22 protein-coding genes and 1 tRNA gene are annotated in these 18,478 nt (G+C 67.3%); 9 read left to right on the top strand and 14 right to left on the bottom strand.

Annotation, left to right across the window (positions count from 1 at the left end):
* Positions 1-13 precede the first annotated feature (13 nt).
* The 7 genes from ACSJJU_RS12545 to ACSJJU_RS12515 form a co-directional block, all read right to left on the bottom strand.
* On the bottom strand, positions 14-220 hold the full coding sequence (locus ACSJJU_RS12545; protein ID WP_435915873.1) for a hypothetical protein: 207 nt from the start codon (positions 218-220) through the stop codon (positions 14-16).
* Positions 221-360: 140 nt separating this feature from the next.
* Positions 361-891, bottom strand: coding sequence for a peptidylprolyl isomerase (locus tag ACSJJU_RS12540; RefSeq protein WP_435915872.1), 531 nt, complete (start codon positions 889-891; stop codon positions 361-363).
* A gap of 98 nt (positions 892-989) precedes the next feature.
* Complete coding sequence (gene coaD, locus ACSJJU_RS12535; RefSeq protein WP_435915871.1) at positions 990-1,502, bottom strand: pantetheine-phosphate adenylyltransferase; 513 nt, start codon at positions 1,500-1,502, stop codon at positions 990-992.
* Between the two features lie 52 nt (positions 1,503-1,554).
* On the bottom strand, positions 1,555-2,451 hold the full coding sequence (locus ACSJJU_RS12530; protein WP_435915869.1) for a polyprenyl synthetase family protein: 897 nt from the start codon (positions 2,449-2,451) through the stop codon (positions 1,555-1,557).
* 14 nt (positions 2,452-2,465) lie between these two features.
* Complete coding sequence (locus tag ACSJJU_RS12525) at positions 2,466-2,714, bottom strand: exodeoxyribonuclease VII small subunit (RefSeq protein WP_435915867.1); 249 nt, start codon at positions 2,712-2,714, stop codon at positions 2,466-2,468.
* 191 nt (positions 2,715-2,905) lie between these two features.
* Positions 2,906-2,981: transfer RNA gene (locus ACSJJU_RS12520), tRNA-Ile, on the bottom strand.
* Positions 2,982-3,105: 124 nt separating this feature from the next.
* The gene (locus ACSJJU_RS12515) at positions 3,106-4,119 is read right to left on the bottom strand and encodes a polysaccharide deacetylase family protein (RefSeq protein ID WP_435915866.1); all 1,014 of its coding nucleotides are present in this window, start codon (positions 4,117-4,119) and stop codon (positions 3,106-3,108) included.
* Positions 4,120-4,367: 248 nt separating this feature from the next.
* Between ACSJJU_RS12515 and ACSJJU_RS12510 the strand changes: the two genes are divergently transcribed.
* The 4 genes from ACSJJU_RS12510 (at position 4,368) to ACSJJU_RS12495 (ending at position 8,100) form a co-directional block, all read left to right on the top strand.
* Positions 4,368-4,727, top strand: a complete 360-nt coding sequence (locus tag ACSJJU_RS12510) for a hypothetical protein (RefSeq protein ID WP_435915865.1) — start codon at positions 4,368-4,370, stop codon at positions 4,725-4,727.
* Positions 4,728-4,929: 202 nt separating this feature from the next.
* Positions 4,930-6,132, top strand: coding sequence for a pyridoxal phosphate-dependent aminotransferase (locus ACSJJU_RS12505; RefSeq protein ID WP_435915863.1), 1,203 nt, complete (start codon positions 4,930-4,932; stop codon positions 6,130-6,132).
* 343 nt (positions 6,133-6,475) lie between these two features.
* Positions 6,476-7,417, top strand: coding sequence for a protein-methionine-sulfoxide reductase catalytic subunit MsrP (gene msrP, locus ACSJJU_RS12500; RefSeq protein WP_435915861.1), 942 nt, complete (start codon positions 6,476-6,478; stop codon positions 7,415-7,417).
* Positions 7,418-7,440: 23 nt separating this feature from the next.
* Positions 7,441-8,100 carry a sulfite oxidase heme-binding subunit YedZ gene (locus tag ACSJJU_RS12495; protein WP_435915859.1) on the top strand — a complete coding sequence of 220 codons (660 nt, stop codon included), beginning with the start codon at positions 7,441-7,443 and terminating at the stop codon, positions 8,098-8,100.
* Positions 8,101-8,436: 336 nt separating this feature from the next.
* Here ACSJJU_RS12495 and ACSJJU_RS12490 read toward each other — a convergent pair whose 3' ends face one another.
* The 3 genes from ACSJJU_RS12490 to ACSJJU_RS12480 all read right to left on the bottom strand — a co-directional run bounded on the left by ACSJJU_RS12490 (position 8,437) and on the right by ACSJJU_RS12480 (position 11,355).
* The gene (locus ACSJJU_RS12490) at positions 8,437-9,330 is read right to left on the bottom strand and encodes a LysR family transcriptional regulator (protein WP_435915858.1); all 894 of its coding nucleotides are present in this window, start codon (positions 9,328-9,330) and stop codon (positions 8,437-8,439) included.
* Between the two features lie 89 nt (positions 9,331-9,419).
* Positions 9,420-10,385 (bottom strand): thioredoxin-disulfide reductase, encoded by a 966-nt coding sequence (gene trxB, locus ACSJJU_RS12485; RefSeq protein ID WP_435915856.1) that lies wholly within the window; start codon positions 10,383-10,385, stop codon positions 9,420-9,422.
* Between the two features lie 109 nt (positions 10,386-10,494).
* A complete protein-coding gene (locus ACSJJU_RS12480) occupies positions 10,495-11,355 on the bottom strand; it encodes a hypothetical protein (protein ID WP_435915855.1) in 861 nt (286 codons plus the stop codon).
* A gap of 161 nt (positions 11,356-11,516) precedes the next feature.
* Here ACSJJU_RS12480 and ACSJJU_RS12475 point away from each other — a divergent pair, with 161 nt between their 5' ends.
* The 3 genes from ACSJJU_RS12475 (at position 11,517) to ACSJJU_RS12465 (ending at position 13,307) form a co-directional block, all read left to right on the top strand.
* A complete protein-coding gene (locus tag ACSJJU_RS12475) occupies positions 11,517-11,990 on the top strand; it encodes an Lrp/AsnC family transcriptional regulator (protein ID WP_435915904.1) in 474 nt (157 codons plus the stop codon).
* Between the two features lie 201 nt (positions 11,991-12,191).
* Positions 12,192-12,701: an RrF2 family transcriptional regulator gene (locus ACSJJU_RS12470; RefSeq protein ID WP_435915854.1), complete on the top strand. Its 510-nt coding sequence runs from the start codon at positions 12,192-12,194 to the stop codon at positions 12,699-12,701.
* A 153-nt stretch (positions 12,702-12,854) separates the two neighbouring features.
* Positions 12,855-13,307: a host attachment protein gene (locus ACSJJU_RS12465; RefSeq protein WP_435915853.1), complete on the top strand. Its 453-nt coding sequence runs from the start codon at positions 12,855-12,857 to the stop codon at positions 13,305-13,307.
* Between the two features lie 27 nt (positions 13,308-13,334).
* On the opposite strand, the gene purU is transcribed toward ACSJJU_RS12465, so the two are convergent.
* The 3 genes from purU to folK all read right to left on the bottom strand — a co-directional run bounded on the left by purU (position 13,335) and on the right by folK (position 15,759).
* The gene (gene purU, locus ACSJJU_RS12460; protein WP_435915851.1) at positions 13,335-14,195 is read right to left on the bottom strand and encodes a formyltetrahydrofolate deformylase; all 861 of its coding nucleotides are present in this window, start codon (positions 14,193-14,195) and stop codon (positions 13,335-13,337) included.
* Between the two features lie 132 nt (positions 14,196-14,327).
* Positions 14,328-15,014: a fumarylacetoacetate hydrolase family protein gene (locus ACSJJU_RS12455; protein WP_435915850.1), complete on the bottom strand. Its 687-nt coding sequence runs from the start codon at positions 15,012-15,014 to the stop codon at positions 14,328-14,330.
* Between the two features lie 52 nt (positions 15,015-15,066).
* Positions 15,067-15,759 (bottom strand): 2-amino-4-hydroxy-6-hydroxymethyldihydropteridine diphosphokinase, encoded by a 693-nt coding sequence (gene folK, locus ACSJJU_RS12450; RefSeq protein ID WP_435915849.1) that lies wholly within the window; start codon positions 15,757-15,759, stop codon positions 15,067-15,069.
* A 27-nt stretch (positions 15,760-15,786) separates the two neighbouring features.
* On the opposite strand from folK, the gene ACSJJU_RS12445 reads away from it, so the two are divergent.
* On the top strand, positions 15,787-16,431 hold the full coding sequence (locus ACSJJU_RS12445) for a uracil-DNA glycosylase (protein WP_435915848.1): 645 nt from the start codon (positions 15,787-15,789) through the stop codon (positions 16,429-16,431).
* A gap of 288 nt (positions 16,432-16,719) precedes the next feature.
* Positions 16,720-17,616, top strand: a complete 897-nt coding sequence (locus tag ACSJJU_RS12440; RefSeq protein ID WP_435915846.1) for a THxN family PEP-CTERM protein — start codon at positions 16,720-16,722, stop codon at positions 17,614-17,616.
* Positions 17,617-17,677: 61 nt separating this feature from the next.
* Here the strand turns inward: ACSJJU_RS12440 and ACSJJU_RS12435 are convergent, their stop codons facing one another.
* The gene (locus ACSJJU_RS12435) at positions 17,678-18,376 is read right to left on the bottom strand and encodes an RluA family pseudouridine synthase (RefSeq protein WP_435915845.1); all 699 of its coding nucleotides are present in this window, start codon (positions 18,374-18,376) and stop codon (positions 17,678-17,680) included.
* Positions 18,377-18,478: the final 102 nt, after the last annotated feature.

Here is an 18,478-nt window from a genome sequence, read left to right as displayed (position 1 = left end):
GGGCTCTTTGTCGTCACGGTTTAAGATATTCTTTTTCTTTCATGATCCGACGAAGAACAGTATTGGCTGCCTCCAACGCGGCCTCATAGACGTCTCGCCGCATCGAGACCACGAGCCTGCCGTCCGGCATGCGCCAGTTGGTGAAAACGCCCTCGCCCGGAAGAGCCGGGCCGGTATCCACCCGGTAGAGCGTCTCTTTTCCTGCGCTGCATGCGACCATGGCCGTTCTCCTTTTGACGGACTCTAACATCGACGCAGGCACCCCGCCATCGGCCCAGGGTCGTAGAACGCTCCCCCTTCTCGAACGAAAAAGGGGAGGCGGTTGCCTCCCCTTCGCATCGTGCAGACGTGTCGCCCGGCTTACTCGGCCGCGCCCTCGCCCTCTGCCTTGGCGGCGTCGGCGGCCACATAGGCCCTGACGATCTTGGTCGGGTTGGCCGGCGGCTCGCCGCGGGCGATTTCATCGACGGCTTCCATGCCCTCGATCACCCGGCCCCACACCGTGTACTGGCCATCGAGGAAGAACGACGGCTGGAAGCAGATGAAGAACTGGCTGTTGGCGCTGTCGGGATCGCCCGCGCGCGCCATGGAGGCGGTGCCGCGCAGGTGCGGCAGATCGTTGAACTCGGCCTTCAGGTCCGGGTACTGGGAGCCGCCCATGCCGGTGCCGGTCGGGTCGCCGCCCTGGGCCATGAAGCCCTCGATCACCCGGTGGAAGATGGTGCCGTTGTAGAAACCCTCGCGGGCCAGCAGCTTGATGCGCTCGACATGGTTGGGGGCCTTGTCCGGGCGCATGGCGATCTTCACCACGCCGCCGGTGGAAAGTTCGATCACCAGCACGTTTTCCCGGTCGATGCCCGCCGGCACGCCGTTCGTTTCAGTCTGAGCCATAACACCTCCTGTCAGTCCGAGGAGCGCCAGGAGGCTCAGCAGCGTGCGCCGCGTCATCTGTTGGAACCCGCTCGGTCGATTCTGAATTGTTTTTTGCATCATCTGCGCTCTACCCGCGCCCGCACCTCTTCGGCAATGCTTTCAGGCACGAAGGCCGTGATGTCACCGCCATAAATGGCAATTTCCTTCACCAGACGCGAGGCGATGGGCTGCAGCGCCACATCCGCCATGAGAAACACGGTCTCCACGTCCGGGTTCAGCTTCTGGTTCATGCCGGCCATCTGGAATTCGTACTCGAAATCCGAGACCGCGCGCAGGCCGCGGATGATGACGTCCGCGCCCTGGCTTTCGGCGAACTTCATCAGCAGCGAGTTGAACGAGACCACTTCCACGTTCGGCGCCACCTTGGCCGCCTCTCGCCGCACCTGCGTCACCCGCTCCTCGAGCGTGAACATGGGGGACTTGGAGGGATTGGTGGCAACGCCCACCACCAGCCGGTCCACCAGCTTGGCGCCGCGCCGGATGATGTCGAGGTGCCCCCGGGTGATGGGATCGAACGTACCCGGGTACACGCCGACCCGAGGCCGATGGATAATCGACTGATCTGCCATGATGTCTTCTCTTGTCCCCCCTTGGCCGAAGCCCGGCTGCGCGCCTGAGGCCTCAGTGATCCCGTTCAATGGCGAATCGCGCGATGGCGCGGAGCAGGTCCGCCTCGGCGCCGAAGCTCGCCAGATGTCCGATCGCCTGATCGATCAGGAAGTCCGCCTGCTGGCGCGCCCGCTCGATGCCGAGCAGCGACACGAAGGTGGCCTTGCCCGCGGCGGCATCCTTGGCGACAGCCTTGCCGGTGCGGGCGGAGGAGCCTTCCGCATCGAGCAGGTCGTCAGCGATCTGGAACGCGAGGCCAAGGTCGTGCGCGTAGGCGCGCAGGCGCTGCCGCACATCCGCGCTGGCCTTGCCCATGGTGGCGCCCGCCTCGATGCAGACGGCGAGCAGGGCACCGGTCTTGAGCTGCTGGAGCCGGGTCGTGGTCGGCAGGTCGAACGTGGTGGTCTCCGCCGCCAGGTCCATGGCCTGACCGCCCACCATGCCCGCCGGACCCGCCGCCTTCGCCAGCTCCTGAATGAGCTGGACGCGGATGTTGGGGTCCTCGTGCGTGGCCTCGTCCGCCAGAATCTCGAAGGCGAGCGTCAGCAGCGCGTCGCCCGCCAGCACGGCGGTCGCCTCGTCGAACGCCTTGTGGACCGTGGGCTTGCCGCGCCGCATGTCGTCATCGTCCATGCACGGCAGGTCGTCATGAACCAGGCTGTAGCAATGCACGCATTCGATCGCGAGGGCGACGCGCAGCGAGCGCTCCTTGTCCACGCCGAACAGGTCGCAGGCGGCAACCGTCAGCAGCGGGCGCATGCGCTTGCCGCCGTCCATGGTGGCGTGGCGCATGGCCTCGTAGAGACGGCGGCGCGGATCGTCCGGCACGGTCAGCAACCGGTCGAACCGCGCGTCCATGGCCTGCGCAAGCGCGTCGAGAGCGGGCTTCAACGCTGGGGGCGGGTGCATGGCGATCCTACTCGCTATTCGGTGTCGAAAGGCGTTGCGCCCCGGGGCGCACCGTCCGCGCCGATCTGGAGCTTTTCGATGCGGGCCTGGGCGTCCTTCAGCTTGCTTTCGCAATGCTGTTTGAGGAGCGTGCCTTCCGTATACAGATCAATGGAGTCCTCAAGGCTGGCCTCGCCGGATTCGAGCCGGTGCACAATCTGTTCCAGCTTTTCCAGGGCCGCCTCAAAACTGAGCGCCGCGATTTGTTCGGCTGTCGTCGTCATGCCTACCTCTTGAACGAGGTCTCTGTTCTGACCGCTGGCTTTCGGCGGGTCAAGCCTGCACAAACCGGAAGAACATGCTTGCAGCAAGCATATCGGCCGCGCACCGGGACGGAGCCGCCGCCCGGACACCCGCCAGGCCGGATCAGAGCCCGGAGAGCCGGATCGGAGAGGATGAGGGGTTTCGGGGAGTCTGGTGGGCCCGGCAGGACTCGAACCCGCAACCTAGCCGTTATGAGCGGCCAGCTCTAACCATTGAGCTACAGGCCCCAGAGAACCGTTATTCCGTTATCAAATCTTGCGGGCCATGGCCAGAGGATTTCAGCGCACCGAGGCGGGGCCGCACAAAATTAAAACGCTATTTTCAAATACTTAGACAACCCCCCCGCCGCGATCAGGCCTGAATGGCGGCCATTTCGCTGCCCATGCGGGCTTCGGCCAGAATGTCGAACGGTGTGGCGGGCTTGCAGCCGATCGTCGCGATGAGGAAGGTCAGTACCTCGTTCAGCCAGCCGTAGAGCGCCTCCAGGTCCGCGTAGCTGCGCACATACGGGGTGTTGCCCGGCTCCAGCGAGGGCGAATGGAAGGAAATGCAGAAGATCTTCTGCCCCTGCGCCGCCAGCACCTTGAGCGCGGGGATCACCTCGTCCACCGGCATCCCCTCGGGCGAGAGCGTCACCCGGTTGAGGAGGCGGCTGTGGGAGAGCAGCGCCGTCATCGGCCGCATCCGCGACGCGGCGGCGTAGACGTCCTCCCCGAATCCGCGCAGGAGGCCGGTGAAGGTGGTGGTCAGCGGCAGCTCCAGCAGCTGCTGCTCCGGGTCCGCCCAGTAGGGCTGGGGCAGGATGCGGCGGAAGTTGGGGCCGCCCTCGTCCGCATAGTCGAAGAACGGCCGCACCGAGACATCCACCGAATAGCCGAGTTCGGTGAGGATGCGGGCGGTGTTGGGGCCGACGCCATAGCGTCCGGCGCGGTAGACCCGCGGCCGCGCGCCGAAGCTGCCCTCGATGGCCTCGGTCAGCGCCAGCAGCTTGGCCCGCTCCGTCTCGAACGGCAGGTTGCCGGCAAACGAGTTGGCCCGGGTCAGCTCCTCGATGAAGGGCGGGTTCACCCACGGGTGCAGCTGGCTGCCGATGATGCAGTTGCCCTCCTCCACCCAGGGCTTCAGCACATCGATGCTCTGGCGCGTGGTGGCGATGGGGTAGTCGATCAGGTAGCAGGGGGTGATGCCATAGCCGAGGAACAGGCGGTGCGCCCGCTCCAGCTTGGTGATGGAGCCCACCGAGACGTTGCTGCGGCTCATGGGCTGGCTCCAGTCGAAATCCTCTTCCGTATCGACAAGAACCAGTACGCGGGGCGCAAATCCCGGACCGAAGGTTACGTAGTCGGTCGCTTCTGGCGAAAGCATGTCAGTAATTCGGCCCCAGCTGGATTTGCCCTGGCTTGTGCTCTTCCCCCGGGAGCCCAAACGCCGGCATCCCCTGAGGGAACGATATCGGGCTGTGCGGGTGCATGGCAAGGCTGATCACCAGTTAAATTCTTGTGCCACCGTTCAGCTTCGCAACCGTTCTAGCGTCGCAACCGTTTAACAACCGTATCCATGAAGCGGATGCACACCCTTCTCGTTCCTTAGAGTGGATCAACAGGAGAATGCCCATGACGAAGTTTCCGACCACGCTCCTCCCGGCGGCAGCCGCGATTGCCCTTCTCGGCCTGGCGGCGTGCGACCAGAGCGCCGAGCAGACGGGCGCCGATGCGGGCCGGGCGGTGGATGAAGCTGCGGCGGACGCTCGCCAGGGCGCGGACGAAGCCGGCTCCGAACTGAACGAATTCGGCCAGGACGCGAGCCAGGAACTGGATGAGTTCGGCCGCGAGGCCAGCGATGCCGCCGACCGCGCGGGCGAGAACATCGAGGCCGGCGCCGAGGCGGCGAAGCGCAAGACCGGCGAAGCCCTCGACTCCGCCGGCGAGGCGATCCAGAACGCCGGCGAAGATTTGAAGCGCGACAACCCGTAATTTTGTTTCAACCCATGGACGCGGCTGAAACATCAGTCGCGTCCATAGGCAATAAATCACAACTTTGTTGCACACGCGCATCAGTATCGTGCGGCGTTTTACCACTTTGCCCAGTCCGCTTGAACGGCGCAGTCCCCTGCACTACGGTGCGCCGCCTTTTAAGGCTTGCACTCCAGTAGACTTAAAAAGAGGAATGCCCCCGATGAGCTTTCTGAGCGCCGCCCTCGGCCGTATCAAGCCGTCTCCCACCATTGCGGTCACCAACAAAGCTGCCGAGCTGAAGGCCCAGGGCAAGGACGTCATCGGCCTCGGCGCGGGCGAACCGGACTTCGACACCCCGGACCACATCAAGGAAGCCGGCATCGAAGCCATCCGCAGCGGCCAGACCAAGTACACCGGCGTGGACGGCACCCCGGCGCTGAAGAAGGCCGTGGCCGAGAAGTTCAAGCGCGAGAACGGCCTTGAGTACGGGATCGACCAGATCACCGTGAACTCGGGCGGCAAGCACACCATCTTCAACGCGCTGATGGCGACGCTCAATCCGGGCGATGAAGTCATCATCCCGGCCCCCTACTGGGTGTCCTACCCGGACATGACCCTGCTGGCGGGCGGCACCCCGGTGTTCATCGAGGCCACCATCGACACCGGCTTCCGCATCACGCCGGAGCAGCTGGACGCGGCCATCACGCCGAAGACCAAGTGGGTCATCCTGAATTCGCCGTCCAACCCGTCGGGCGCGGCCTACACCGCCGAGCACCTGCGCGGCCTCGCCGACGTGCTGCTCAAGCACCCGCACGTGTGGATCCTGTCGGACGACATGTACGAGCACATCGTCTACGACGACTTCAAGTTCGCCACCATCGCCGCCGTCGAGCCCAGGCTCTATGACCGCACCCTCACCATGAACGGTGCGTCCAAGGCCTATTCCATGACCGGCTGGCGCATCGGCTACGCGGGCGGCCCGAAGCAGCTCATCAAGGCGATCTCGGCCATCCAGTCCCAGTCCACCTCCAACCCGTGCTCCATCTCGCAGGCCGCTGCCGTCGCCGCCCTCAACGGCCCGCAGGACTTCCTCAAGGAGCGTGCCAAGGTGTTCCAGCAGCGCCGCGACCTCGTCGTGAAGATGCTGAACGAGGCCGAGGGCATCACCTGCCCGACCCCGGAAGGCGCGTTCTACGTCTATCCGTCCTGCGCCGGCCTCATCGGCAAGACCACCCCGGACGGCAAGGTGCTGAACACCGACGAGGACGTGGCCACCTACCTGCTGGAATCGGTGGGCGTCGCCGTCGTCCACGGCGCGGCCTTCGGCCTGTCGCCGCACTTCCGCATCTCCTACGCCACCTCCACCGAGGTGCTGACGGAAGCCTGCACCCGCATCCAGAAGGCCTGCGCCGCGCTGAAGTAAGCGCCGTTGGGTCTTGGGGATTTTAAGCAGGAGGGGCTTGCCCCTCGTGGCAACCTCCCCTTCGTAAAACGGGCCGTGTCCTCTAACCAGGGGCGCGGCCCTTTTCTTTGAGGGGTGGATGTATCGGGCCGAGCTTTGCTGGAGCGGAGTCGCGTCCCAGCTCAGGGAGGACGCCTGGCAGCGCCGCAATCAGGGACGCACAACAGGTCGACCCGGTGCGGCCCGAAAAACGAACAGGGGCCAAAAATCGACAGCATGACCGCCTGCGCGGTCAGGGGGAACTAGTTCCCCCTGCAAAGAGATCCTGATTCCCATAGACTCCTCCCCACACGGAGGTGCCGCCATGCTCATTCGCAAGCCTTCTGATCTGTCGTTGCCTGAGCGCGAGGCGACGCCCGAGGCGCTGTATCTGAACCGGCGGGAGTGGCTGGCGGCCATGGTGGCGGCCGGGTTGCTGCCGGCCTGCGCGAAAGCGGAGCCGGAGGCGGCGCTTGCCGCGCTGGACTACACGCCCGGCCCGTTCTCGACCCGGGAGGAGCGGACGCCGTTCAAGGCGATCACCACCTACAACAACTTCTACGAATTCGGCACGGACAAGGGCGACCCGTCCGCCCGGGCGCACACGCTGCGGCCCCGGCCGTGGACCGTCGTGGTGGACGGGAAGGTGCACAAGCCCCGGCGCTTCGATGTGGACCAGCTTCTCAAGGCCTTCCCGCTGGAGGAGCGGGTGTACCGGCTGCGCTGTGTCGAGGGCTGGTCGATGGTCATTCCCTGGGTGGGCTTTCCGCTGGCGGCGCTCCTCAAGCTGGTGGAGCCAGAGGCCGACGCCCGCTACGTAGCCTTCACCAGCCTCCACGACCCGAAGCAGATGCCCGGCCAGCGCGGCGCGGTGCTGGACTGGCCCTATGTGGAGGGCTTGCGGCTGGATGAGGCCCTGCATCCCCTCACCCTGCTGGCGGTGGGGCTTTACGGCCGGGTGCTGCCGAACCAGAACGGCGCGCCGATCCGCCTGGTGGTGCCGTGGAAATATGGCTTCAAGAGCATCAAGTCGGTGGTCTCCATCCGCCTCACCGACAGGCAGCCGCCCACGTCCTGGAACCTCTCCAATCCGCGCGAGTACGGCTTCTACTCCAACGTGAACCCGGAGGTCTCCCACCCGCGCTGGAGCCAGGCGAAGGAGCGGCGAATCGGCGAATTCCGGCGCCGCGATACCCTGCTGTTCAATGGTTACGCCGAGCAGGTGGCCGGGCTCTACAAGGGCATGGACCTGCGCCGCTTCTACTGACCGGACCCGGAGGGCCGCCGCCCGTGACACGTCCCGCCACCGCGCGCCGGATTCGTCTGGTGCTGAAGCCCGCCACCTTTGTCGCGCTCGCGCTGCCGCTGGCATGGCTGGCGCTGCAATGGGTCCGCCTGCTGGCGGAGGGCGGCGGCGGCCTCGGCGTCAATCCGGTCGAGGCCTCCATCCACCACACCGGGCAATGGGCGCTGCGCTGCCTGCTGCTGACCCTGACGGTGAGCCCGCTGGCGACGCTCCTGCGCCTGCCGACGCTCGTTGCCGTCCGGCGCATGTGCGGCCTTTATGCCTTCACCTACGCCGTCCTCCATCTGCTGCTCTACTTCGGGCTGGACCGGGCGTTCTCGGTGGCCGAGCTCTGGGCGGACATCCTGAAGCGCTGGTACATCACGCTCGGCATGAGCGCGCTCGTTCTCATGCTGCCGCTTGCCCTCACCTCCACCGCCCGGGCGATTCGCCGGCTCGGCGCGCGCCGCTGGCAGCGGCTTCACCGGCTGGTCTACCTGACCGGCGCGCTGGGCGTGCTGCATTTCTGGCTGCTGGTGAAGGGAAACCAGCCGGAGCCCCTGCTCTATGGCGCGATTTTCTGCATTCTGATGCTTGCGCGCCTGCCAAGATTGCGCCAATCTGCCGCGGACAAAAAAAAGGCCGGGCATGAAAGCCCGGCCTAGTCAGCATAGGGACGCTCCATCGGGGGGAGATGGAGCGGGAAGATCCGAGAGGGGGGAGGACCTGTCGGATCTGGTTCGGAACCTCAAGGGGGGAGGAGAGGAGCTCCGAACGCGTCGCTGCAATGCAACACGCGATCTATATGCGGTTTTGGAGCTCTCTCCGGTAGAGCATCATTCCGCAATAGAGCCATGCGTTTTTTGCATAGGCCTTGGGGGAGCCCTAAAAAATTGCGGCATACGGCAGCGCCGGGGGGCAGCTGCCGCCGCTCCCCTTCTCTTTTCTCCTGATTTCTGACTTCTGTTGAGGACGGGGCGCCTTGCGCGTCCGCGCGGGGCTCAGCCGCCCAGCGATTCCTGGGTTGCGCGGCTGGCGAGGAAGTCGCGCAGCACGGCGACGCGGATCGAGCGCTTCAGCTCGCGCGGATAAACGAAGTAGATGGGGAAACGCGGTCCGACCAGCTCCGGCAGCACCGGCACCAGCCGGTCCGAGGCGTGCAGCAGATAGGCCGGCAGGGTGCCGATGCCGATGCCGTCCTCGATGGCTTGCGTGAGCGCATAGATGTTGTTGACCGAGAGGATCGGCGTGCGCCGCCCCGCCGAGCGGCCGACGCTGAGAATCCAGTTCACGTCGCGGATCGGCTCGGGCGCGAAGGAGCCGTAGACCACCAGCCGGTGGTGATCCAGCTCCTCCACCGTCTGGGGCGTGCCGTACTTCTCCAGATAGGCGGGCGAGGCGCAGATGAAATAGCGCGTGTCCGCCAGATGCTTCTGGATGAGGTCCGACTGCTTGGGCTCGTGGAAGCGCAGAGCCACGTCCGCCTGCCGGGTGGACAGGTCGATGTCGTCGTCCGAGAGCAGCAGGTTGATGCGGATATCCGGGTAGGTTTCCAGAAAGTCCCGCATGTGCTTGATGAGCCAGGTGGAGCCGAAGCTGACGGTGGTCGTCACCCGCAGCTCGCCCGAGGGCCGGGTGCGGGTGGCCTGGATCGACCGCTCCACCGAATCGATGCGCTCGGCCACCAGCCGGGCGGCCTCCAGCAGCTGCTCGCCCTCGTGGGTGAGGGCGAGGCCCCGGGCGTGGCGGTGGAACAGCGCCGCGCCGAGCGTCGCCTCCAGCGCCTGGATCTGGCGCGAGAGGGCGGGCTGGCTCTGGTGCAGCCGCTTGGCGGCCTCGGTAAAGCTGCCGGCTTCCGCCACGATGTGAAAGAGCCTCAGCTTCTCCCAGTCCATGCCCCGCCCCCGCTCGCTACGCTCGATACCTGACCGATGCTGACCAAATCCGGGCCGCCCCTGCCCGCGCGCCCCTGCCCCCTGCGGCCTTATTCGGCCGCCAGGGCGGGCTCCGTCTGGTGGGCGAGGAACCGCTCGGCCTCCAGCGCCGCCATGCAGCCCATGCCCGCAGCGGTGACGGCCTGACGGTAGACCTTGTCCTTCACGTCGCCCGCGGCGAACACGCCCGGCACCGAGGTGGCGGTCGAGTCCGGGCGGGTGAGGATGTAGCCTTCCTCGTCCATGTCCAGCTTGCCCTTGAACAGGCTGGTGGCCGGATCATGGCCGATGGCGATGAACAGGCCGTCGGTGGCGATCTCGCTGGTCTCGCCGGTCTTGACGTTCTTCAGGCGCACACCGGTCACGCCCAGCGGCTCGTCGGTGCCCAGCACCTCCTCGACCACGCTGTCCCAGATCACCTCCACCTTGGGGTGGCTGAGCAGGCGCTGCTGGTTGGTCTTGTCCGCCCGGAGCGAGTCGCGGCGGTGGACCAGACGCACCTTGGAGGCAAAGTTGGTGAGGAACAGGGCTTCCTCGACGGCGGTGTTGCCGCCGCCGACCACGACCACTTCCTTGTTGCGGTAGAAGAAGCCGTCGCAGGTGGCGCAGGCGGACACGCCAAAGCCCTGGAACTTCTGCTCGCTCGGCAGGCCCAGCCAGCGGGCTTGCGCGCCGGTGCAGATGATGAGCGTCTCGGCCAGGAACACGGTGCCGGAGTCGCCGGTCAGGCGGAACGGCCGCTGGGAGAGATCCACGTCGATGATGTGCTCGGAGACGATGGTGGCGCCCACGTTCTTCGCCTGCGCCTGCATCTGCTCCATCAGCCACGGCCCCTGGATGGGATCGGCAAAGCCGGGGAAGTTTTCCACCTCGGTGGTGATGGTCAGCTGGCCGCCCGGCTGGATGCCCGACACCAGCACCGGCTCCAGCGCCGCCCGGGCCGCATAGATGGCCGCCGTCAGGCCCGCCGGGCCCGACCCCAGAATAAGCACGCGGGTGGAAATGGTCTCGTTCATGTAATCCTCGGCTCTCGTTCCGTTACACGCCCGTTGGACGTGAAATTTTCGCACATATAAGCAGCCGGGGCGGTTTTTACGACACCCCTTCTTCTCGCCCTTGTGCAAGTTATTGTTTGGGTCCGCCCCGCCCGGCGGCGGTGCCCGCCACCAGCCGGGGCGGCAGGGCGAGCGGCGGGTTCAGGTAGAGCACCAGGCGGCCGGCCGTCGCCACCAGCGCGGCGCCCGCCCGCATCGCCAGTCCCTCCGCCGACCGGAGGCCACCGGAGCGCCCCGGGGAGAGGCCCGGCGGCCGCGTCAGGGTGTAGGCAAGGCCGCCGCCGCCCGCCGGGTGGACGCCGAGCCGCAGCGTCTCCCCCGCCCGCGCCGCCGCGCACGCCGCCTCGCCGAGTCGCAGCAGGGCCGCTTCCAGACCGCGTGCGTCGCCAATCCTCGGCGCCAGCCCCGGCGCAACCTCTCGTCTCAGGGCGACCCCGCGCCTGCCCGCCTGCGCGCCGTGCGCCCGGATCACCGCATCGACCGGCCGGTGCGGCGGGAACACCGCGCGCTCCCCGCCCGCATCCGGGGCCGACCGCCCCGCCGCCGCCCGGAGCCGTTCGGCAAGGCGCGCCCGCGCCTGCCGGGGCGCCCGCTCCGCCAGTGCCAGCCAGTCCGGCGGGTCCAGCCGGAGAGCGCCAAGCAGCGGCGCCCACAGCGGCTCGGGCTCGTCCAGCAGAAGCAGCAGCAGATCGATGCGCCCGTGCACCCGGCCATAGAGCCGGGTCGCCAGCCGCGCCTTGGCGGCGGCGCTCACGGCGGGCCGCAACTGCCGCAGCAGGGCCAGCGCCGCCCGGTAATCCGGGTCGCCCGGCAGCGCCCGCCCCTCCATCAGATAGTCCGCCACCAGCAGAAAGACGTCGTTCGCCACCGGCCCGGCGGCGTAGTTGGCGAGGGCGAGAATCTCCCGCAAGGCGGCGTCCGGCGGTGCCATGTCTTCACCCCTGCGCAGCGTCCATCAGGGAGAAAACGCCTGAGCGCGGCTGTTTGGCGCATGCCACCCAACGGAGTAATTAAATAGCCCTTGCATGACATTTTCTTGCACTGTACCCACTCTGTATTAGTGGAAATTGCCGGAGCGAAACTGTGGCGCGCGTGAAGCTGGATGCTGTTGATCGGCGGATCTTGAGCAATCTGCAGGAGGACGGGCGGATGACCAACGTCGAGTTGGCCAACCGGGCCGGGATCACCGCCCCGCCCTGCCTGCGGCGTGTCCGGACCCTGGAGACCTCGGGAGTCATCAAGGGGTACCATGCGGATCTGGACCCGGATGCGCTGGGCTACAGCATCATCGTGTTTGCCCTTGTCAGTCTGAAGAGCCAGGCGGAAGCGGACCTGCAAGCGTTTGAAAAGCATGTGGAAGACCTGCCCGAAATTCGGGAGTGCTACATGCTGAACGGCGAGATCGACTTCGTGCTGAAGATCGTCTCGACCGACCTTCAGGCCTTCCAGCGCTTCCTCACCTCCAAGCTCACCCCGGCGCCCAATGTGGCCAGCGTGAAGACGTCGCTTGTGATCCGCACGTCCAAGCGCCAGCCGGGCATCCCGGTGGATCTGACCGCCGACTGATCCGGCGGATCAGGCAGACCACGAGGCACGAACAGGCTGCCCGGTGCGGGATTCGCCGGACCGGGCAGCCCCCCTCCGGCGATGCGCTGTTTGCCGGGACATGCGTTTCATTGACGTGGCCGCCCGGCGCGGCTACTCCGGGCGCACACTGGAATCTTCCCGAGTCGCTCCGGGGATCATTCGGAAACCAAGGTTGTACTCGTGTTATCGCAACGCTCTCGCTACGCTCTGAAGGCTCTGGTCCGGCTTGCCCGGGCAGCCGACGGCGAGCCGGTGCAGATTGCCAGCCTTGCCGAGTCCGAGGAAATTCCCCGCAAGTTCCTGGAAATCATCCTTGTCGAGCTGAAGCGGCAGAATCTGGTGCAGAGCCTGCGCGGCAAGCGCGGCGGCTACCGCCTCGCCCGCCCGCCCGAGGACATCACCTTCGGCGAGGTCATCCGCCTCACCGACGGCCCGCTGGCGCTGGTGCCGTGTGTCTCCCGCACCGCCTACCGCCGCTGCGAGGACTGCAAGGACGAGACCGCCTGCGCCATCAACCGGGTCATGGCGGTGGTGCGCGACGAAACCGCCCGCATTCTCGACGCCACCACGCTGGCCGATGTCATCGGCGGCGACTCCGCGGCGTTCGATGAAGTTCTCCGGCCCGCTGATGCAACACGCCCCGGCGCGGCCGCCGCCGCGCTCGCCCTCGGGTCCCACCCGGCCGAGTAGACCGAACGGCCGGCACGCCGGCAGGTCCGACGCACGCCGCGCCCGCCCTGCCACCAAGACCGGCGTCGATCGTTGCCTTCCCTGACGGCGCCGCCCCTCTCCGGCCGCGCGCCGCCAGTCACTGCGGGACACACCGGAGCAAGGGAGAAGGTCATGAAGCAGCCCGAGACGTGGTTTGTCATCGCCGACGGTCAGCGCGCCCGCATTGTGCGGCGGCTGCGAACGCCGCGCATCCGGGTGGAGGACGTGTTCCCCTACCAGTGGATCAACAGCGAGCTGCTCAGCATCGACATCGACAACGAAGGCCTCGGCCGCGGCAGCGCCCCGGCCGACAGCGCCACCTTCCATTCCATCCAGCCGGGGCCGGACCCGCGCCGCCAGCTGAAGCAGGAATTCGCGGTGGAGCTGGCCGATTTCCTCAACCGCAGCGCCCAGGCGAGGCACTTCAACCGGCTGGTGCTGATTGCCGCGCCCAAGACGCTGGGCGACATCCGCGCCGCGCTCAGCGAGCTGGCCCGCAGCACCATCGTCGCCGAGATCGACAAGGACCTCACCCACGCGCCCGACGACGATCTGGCCACGCGCTTCGCGGAACTGGCGCCCTGAGCAGGCACCGCGCCCCCGCGCGGAGGATCAGGCCGAGAACACCACCGTCTTGCGGCCGTTGAGCATCACCCGGTCTTCCAGGTGATAGCGCACGGCGCGGGCGAGCACGCGGCGCTCGATGTCCCGCCCCTTGCGCACCAGATCCTCGGCGCCGTCGCTGTGGGTGATGCGCTCCACGTCCTGCTCGATGATCGGCCCCTCGTCGAGGTCGGAGGTCACGTAGTGCGCCGTCGCGCCGATCAGCTTCACGCCGCGCATGTGCGCCTGATGGTAGGGCTTGGCCCCCTTGAAGCTGGGCAGGAAGGAGTGGTGAATGTTGATGCAGCGCCCGGTGAGCTTGGCGGCGAGGCCGTCGGAGAGCACCTGCATGTAGCGGGCCAGCACCACCAGATCGGTTTTGGTGGACTGGATCAGCTTCCACAGCTCCGCCTCCTGCTCCAGCTTCGTCTCGCGGGTGACCGGCAGGTAGTGGAAGGGGATGCCCCGGAAGTCGAGGTGGGCGTAGGTCTCGATCGGATGGTTGGCGACGATGGCTGAGATGTCCATCTGCAACTCGCCCGAGCGCCAGCGGTAGAGCAGGTCCGCAAGGCAGTGGTCGAACCTGGAGACCAGGATCATCACCCGCCGCCGCTCGCTGCGGTCGCGCAGGGTCCAGGTCATGCCGAACGAGTCGGCCACCTTTGCGAAGCCTTCCTTCAGGCCGTCGAGAGAGGCGTCCTCACCCGTCGGGGCGAACAGCACCCGCATGAAGAAGCGACCGCTCTCCAGATCGTCGAACTGCTGCGCGTCCAGAATGTTGCAGCGGTTCTCGAACAGGAAGGTGGCAACGGCGGCCACGATGCCGGGCCGGTCGGGACAGGAAAGCGTCAGGGCGAATTCTGTGTGCATGGCGCCAGACTTAGCATTCCGACGGCGTAAGAAAAGTAAAAACCGGCATCCCTTTCGGGAAACAAACGAAACCCCGCCTCGGGCACGGCGGGGCGTCGCTTTCAAGGGGGCCCGGTTCTCGGATCCGGGCGCTCAGGCGATGCGGTTGGTCAGCGTGCCCAGTCCGTCGATGCCGCATGCGATCTCGTCGCCCGGCACCACCGCACCCACGCCCGCGGGCGTGCCGGTGAAGATGAGGTCGCCCGCCTTCAGCGCGTAGAGGGTGGACAGCTCGGCGATCACCTCCGGCACCGACCAGATCATGGCGGCGAGGTCGCCGTCCTGCCGGGTCTCGCCGTTGACCGTCAGCCAGATGCGGCCCGCGCGCGGATGGCCCACCTCGTCCACCCGGTGGATCGGCCCCATGGGGGCGGAGAAGTCGAAGCCCTTGGCGGTGTCCCACGGGCGGCCGTCCTTCTTCGCCAGATGCTGGAGGTCGCGGCGGGTCAGGTCGTTGCCGACCGCATAGCCGTAGATATGCCCCTCCGCCCCGGCCACGGGGATGTCGCGCCCGCCCTTGCCGATGGCCACCACCAGCTCCACCTCGTGGTGCAGGTTCTGGGTGCGCGGCGGATAGGGCACGTCGCAGCCATCCTCCACCAGCGCGTCGGCCGGCTTGGTGAAGAAGAACGGCGGCTCCCGGTCCGGGTCGTAGCCCATCTCGCGGGCGTGTTCGGCGTAGTTGCGGGCCACGCAGAAAATGCGGCGCACCGGAAACCGGGCCTCGGTTCCCGCAATGGCGGCGGACGGCCGCTCTCCCAGATCAACCACATAGCGCATCGTGTTCGGTCCCCTGCTGTCTCCGGTCGCTGTTGCCGGTGCCGGCCCGCGCTCAGGCGGCGGCCTGCTTGTCCCGATCCACCGTCCAGGCGGGACGCGGAGGCCCGCCGGCCTGATGGTCCGTCGCCGGCCGGCCCGTCTCCAGGCGGCTGCGCGCCGGCGGCCGTTCTTCCTTGCGCCCGAGCGGCACCACGTCAACCGTCAGCGTGCCGGGCAGCGTGCGGCTCGGCTCGACGGCGCGGATCGAGCGGGCGTCGCCCACCCGCGCGGCGAGCTGGCGCACGGTCAGGTTCAAGACCGGGTGCCGCCACTCGGGCGCGACGTCCGCCAGCGGGCGCAGCACGAAGGCGCGCTTGTGGGCGCAGCGGTGCGGCACCGCAAGGCCGTGGCCGTGACGCCAGCCGAGGCGCCCGGGCACGATGGCCTGGCCGTAGCCGATGATGTCGAGGTCGAGCACGCGCGGGCCCCACTGGATCTTGCCCTTGGGGCCGAAGGCGCGCTCCAGCCGCTTCAATTGCGCCAGCAGCTGCTCGGGCGGCAGGCTGGTGCGGGCGCGCACGGCAGCGTTCACATAAGATGGTTGGGGCGGGCCGAGCGGCGCGGTGTGATACAGGCGGGAGACGGCTTCGATGCGAATGCCGGCCCCGGCCATGGCACGGACGGCCGCGCGCACCACCCGGGCGGGCGTGCCGAGGTGGCGATGGCGGCGGTTCGAGCCGATGGCGATGAGAACGGTTGTCTCCATGACCAACGCCCCCTATTCCACTCTGCCATGACCGACAAGCTCAACCTCACCGAACCGTCGCACGATTGCCCCCTTTGCCCGCGTTTGGCAGAGTTCCGGGCGCTCAATCGCCAGCGCATTCCCCACGGCTTCAACGGGCCCGTGCCCGGCTGGGGCGATCCGAACGCGCAACTGCTCATTGTCGGCCTGGCGCCGGGCCTGCACGGGGCGAACACCACCGGCCGCCCCTTCACCGGCGACTATGCGGGCGACCTGCTCTACGCGACGCTGCTCAAGTTCGGCCTGGCCGAGGGCGAATATCTGGAGCGGGCGGACGATGGCCTGACCCTGCGCAACGCCTTCATCGCCAATGCGGTGCGCTGCGTGCCGCCGGAGAACAAGCCGACTCCGGCCGAGATTCACACCTGCCGCCCCTTCCTCGAAAACCAGATCGCGCGGCTGCCCAACCTGAAGGTGATGCTGGCGCTGGGCACCATCGCCCACCAGTCGGCCATCAAGGCGGCGGGCGGCAAGCTGCCCAAGTACCGCTTCGCCCACGGCGCCATGCACAAGCTGCCCTCGGGCGTGCTGCTGTTCGACAGCTACCACTGCTCCCGGTACAACACCAACACCGGCCGCCTCACCGCCGGGATGTTCGAGGCGGTGTTCGAGCAGATCCTCAAGGTTCTCTAGGGCCGCTGGCGTGCCCTCCGCGCCATGCCGGGCCCGTCGGAAAGGCGGGCTCCGGCCCTGGCGAAATTCACCATATCCACACAATCCTCTCAACCCTTTCGGTTAACCCTTTTTACTGTCGGGATATTTTACAACGTATTTTCGGGCCCCACGGCCGTTAACCATCGTAAACGTTGGATATCCGGCACATTCCGCATCTGGCACGATAGCTGCATTAATTCCCGGCGATCGACGAACCGCGTTTCGTTAGCCCAACCAACCAAACCGAGAGACAGCCAGATGCTCAAGATGAAATCCTTCGTTTCCGCCGCCGTTCTCGGCGCTGCCCTGGTCGCCGCTCCGATGGCCAATGCCGCCAAGATCACCGAATGGTCGTTCAGCGTGACCAACACCTGGAGCCCGTCCAACACCACGTGGGAAGGCACCGGCGGTCCGACGCCCCAGTTCCAGAACAACCAGAGCCAGCTGCCCAACGGTCAGGGCGCGGGCGGCAGCTACAATGTGATCCGCTGGGGCGGCGGCTCGAACCAGAGCTTCCTGGCGGCCGACGCCACCTTCACCCAGACCGGCCTCATGACCGATGACGCCACCGGCGTTCTGGGCGCCAGCTTCTACCACGGCAACTACGAGGTGACCGGCCGGACGCTGGCGAGCACCAAGCTGACCACCACGATCAACATCGACTCGGTGAACCCGGCGGGCATCAACATCCCGGTCGTCCGCACCTTCGACATCGAGTTCCGCGAGACGCCGAACACCACGAACCAGTGGGTCTGGATCATTCCGAACCTCGTTGGCTTTAACCGGACCGTCGATATCGCCACGTCGAACTGCGAGGGCTACAGCAGCTGGGGCAGCTCGGTGAGCGGCAGCGTCCAGTCCTGCCCTGACCGCTTCACGCTGGACCTCAGCTCCCTGTCGTTCACCGAGACGATTGAGGACTGGGTGTACACCTTCACCATCGCGTTCGATCAGCTGTCCGACGTGCTGGCCGTCACCGAGAACGGCGAAAAGCTCAGCATCTGGACCGCCGAGAACGTGATGAGCACGCTCACCAGCCGCATCTACGTGACCGCCGAGTACATCGGCGTGCCGGTTGAGGAAGTGCCGGAGCCGGGCACCCTGGCCCTGCTGGGCTTGGGCCTCGCCGCCGCCGGTGCGGGCCTGCGCCGCCGCCGCGCGTAACGGCGCACCGATCCGGACGGATCAGGGGGCGTCCTTCGGGGCGCCCCTTTTGCTTTGAGACCTATGCCCCGGGGCTGTCGTCTCCGTCCCACCCGCACGCCTTCAGCGCCTCGGCCATGCCGGGCGGCGGCGGGGCGGCGACGCGGATCGGCTGGCCGGAGCCGCCCAGGTGCAGCGTGATCTCGCGGGCATGGAGCATGAGCGAGGCCCCGGTGGTGACGCCCTCGCCATACTGCCGGTCCCCGGCGATGGGGTGGCCGAGGGTGGCGCAGTGCACGCGCAGCTGGTGGGTGCGCCCCGTCTCGGGGATCAGCTCGACCCAGGAGCGGCGCTGGCTTTCCCCCAGCACGCGGTAGCGGGTGACGGCGGGGTCGCCGTCGGCGGCGGCGATCATGCGCCAGCCCGCCGCCTTGCTGGAGATCTTGCGCAGCGGCGCTTCGATCACCCCTTCCTTCACCGGCAGATGGCCCTCGACCACGGCCCAGTAGGTTTTCCGCACCGCCCGGTCGGCGAACAGGCCGCCGAGCTGGCGGATGGCCTTGGGGTGGCGGCCGAGCACCAGGCAGCCGCTGGTGTCCCGGTCCAGCCGGTGGGCGGGCTGGGGCAGGCGCTTGAAACCGAAGGTGAGCAGCGGCAGCCAGTCCTCCAGGCTCTCGGGCGTCTTCGGGCCGCGATGCACGGCAAGCCCCGCCGGCTTGTTCAGCACGATGACATGGGCGTCGATATGGAGCACGCAGCGCTCGACTTCGGCCCGCGTCACCCCGCCGCGACCCTCTGGCGCGCGGGGGCCGTTGCGGCTATAGGACCGCCCAGATTGTTGCCCTTGCCGGCGCGCCGTGCCGCGCCCTGCCCGATTTAAGGC

The organism is Pedomonas sp. V897 (assembly GCF_051304405.1).
Taxonomy (GTDB): Bacteria; Pseudomonadota; Alphaproteobacteria; order Sphingomonadales; family Sphingomonadaceae; genus Pedomonas.
The sequence above is the reverse complement of the archived record's forward strand: the minus strand, read 5'-3'. Positions and strand labels throughout refer to the sequence as shown.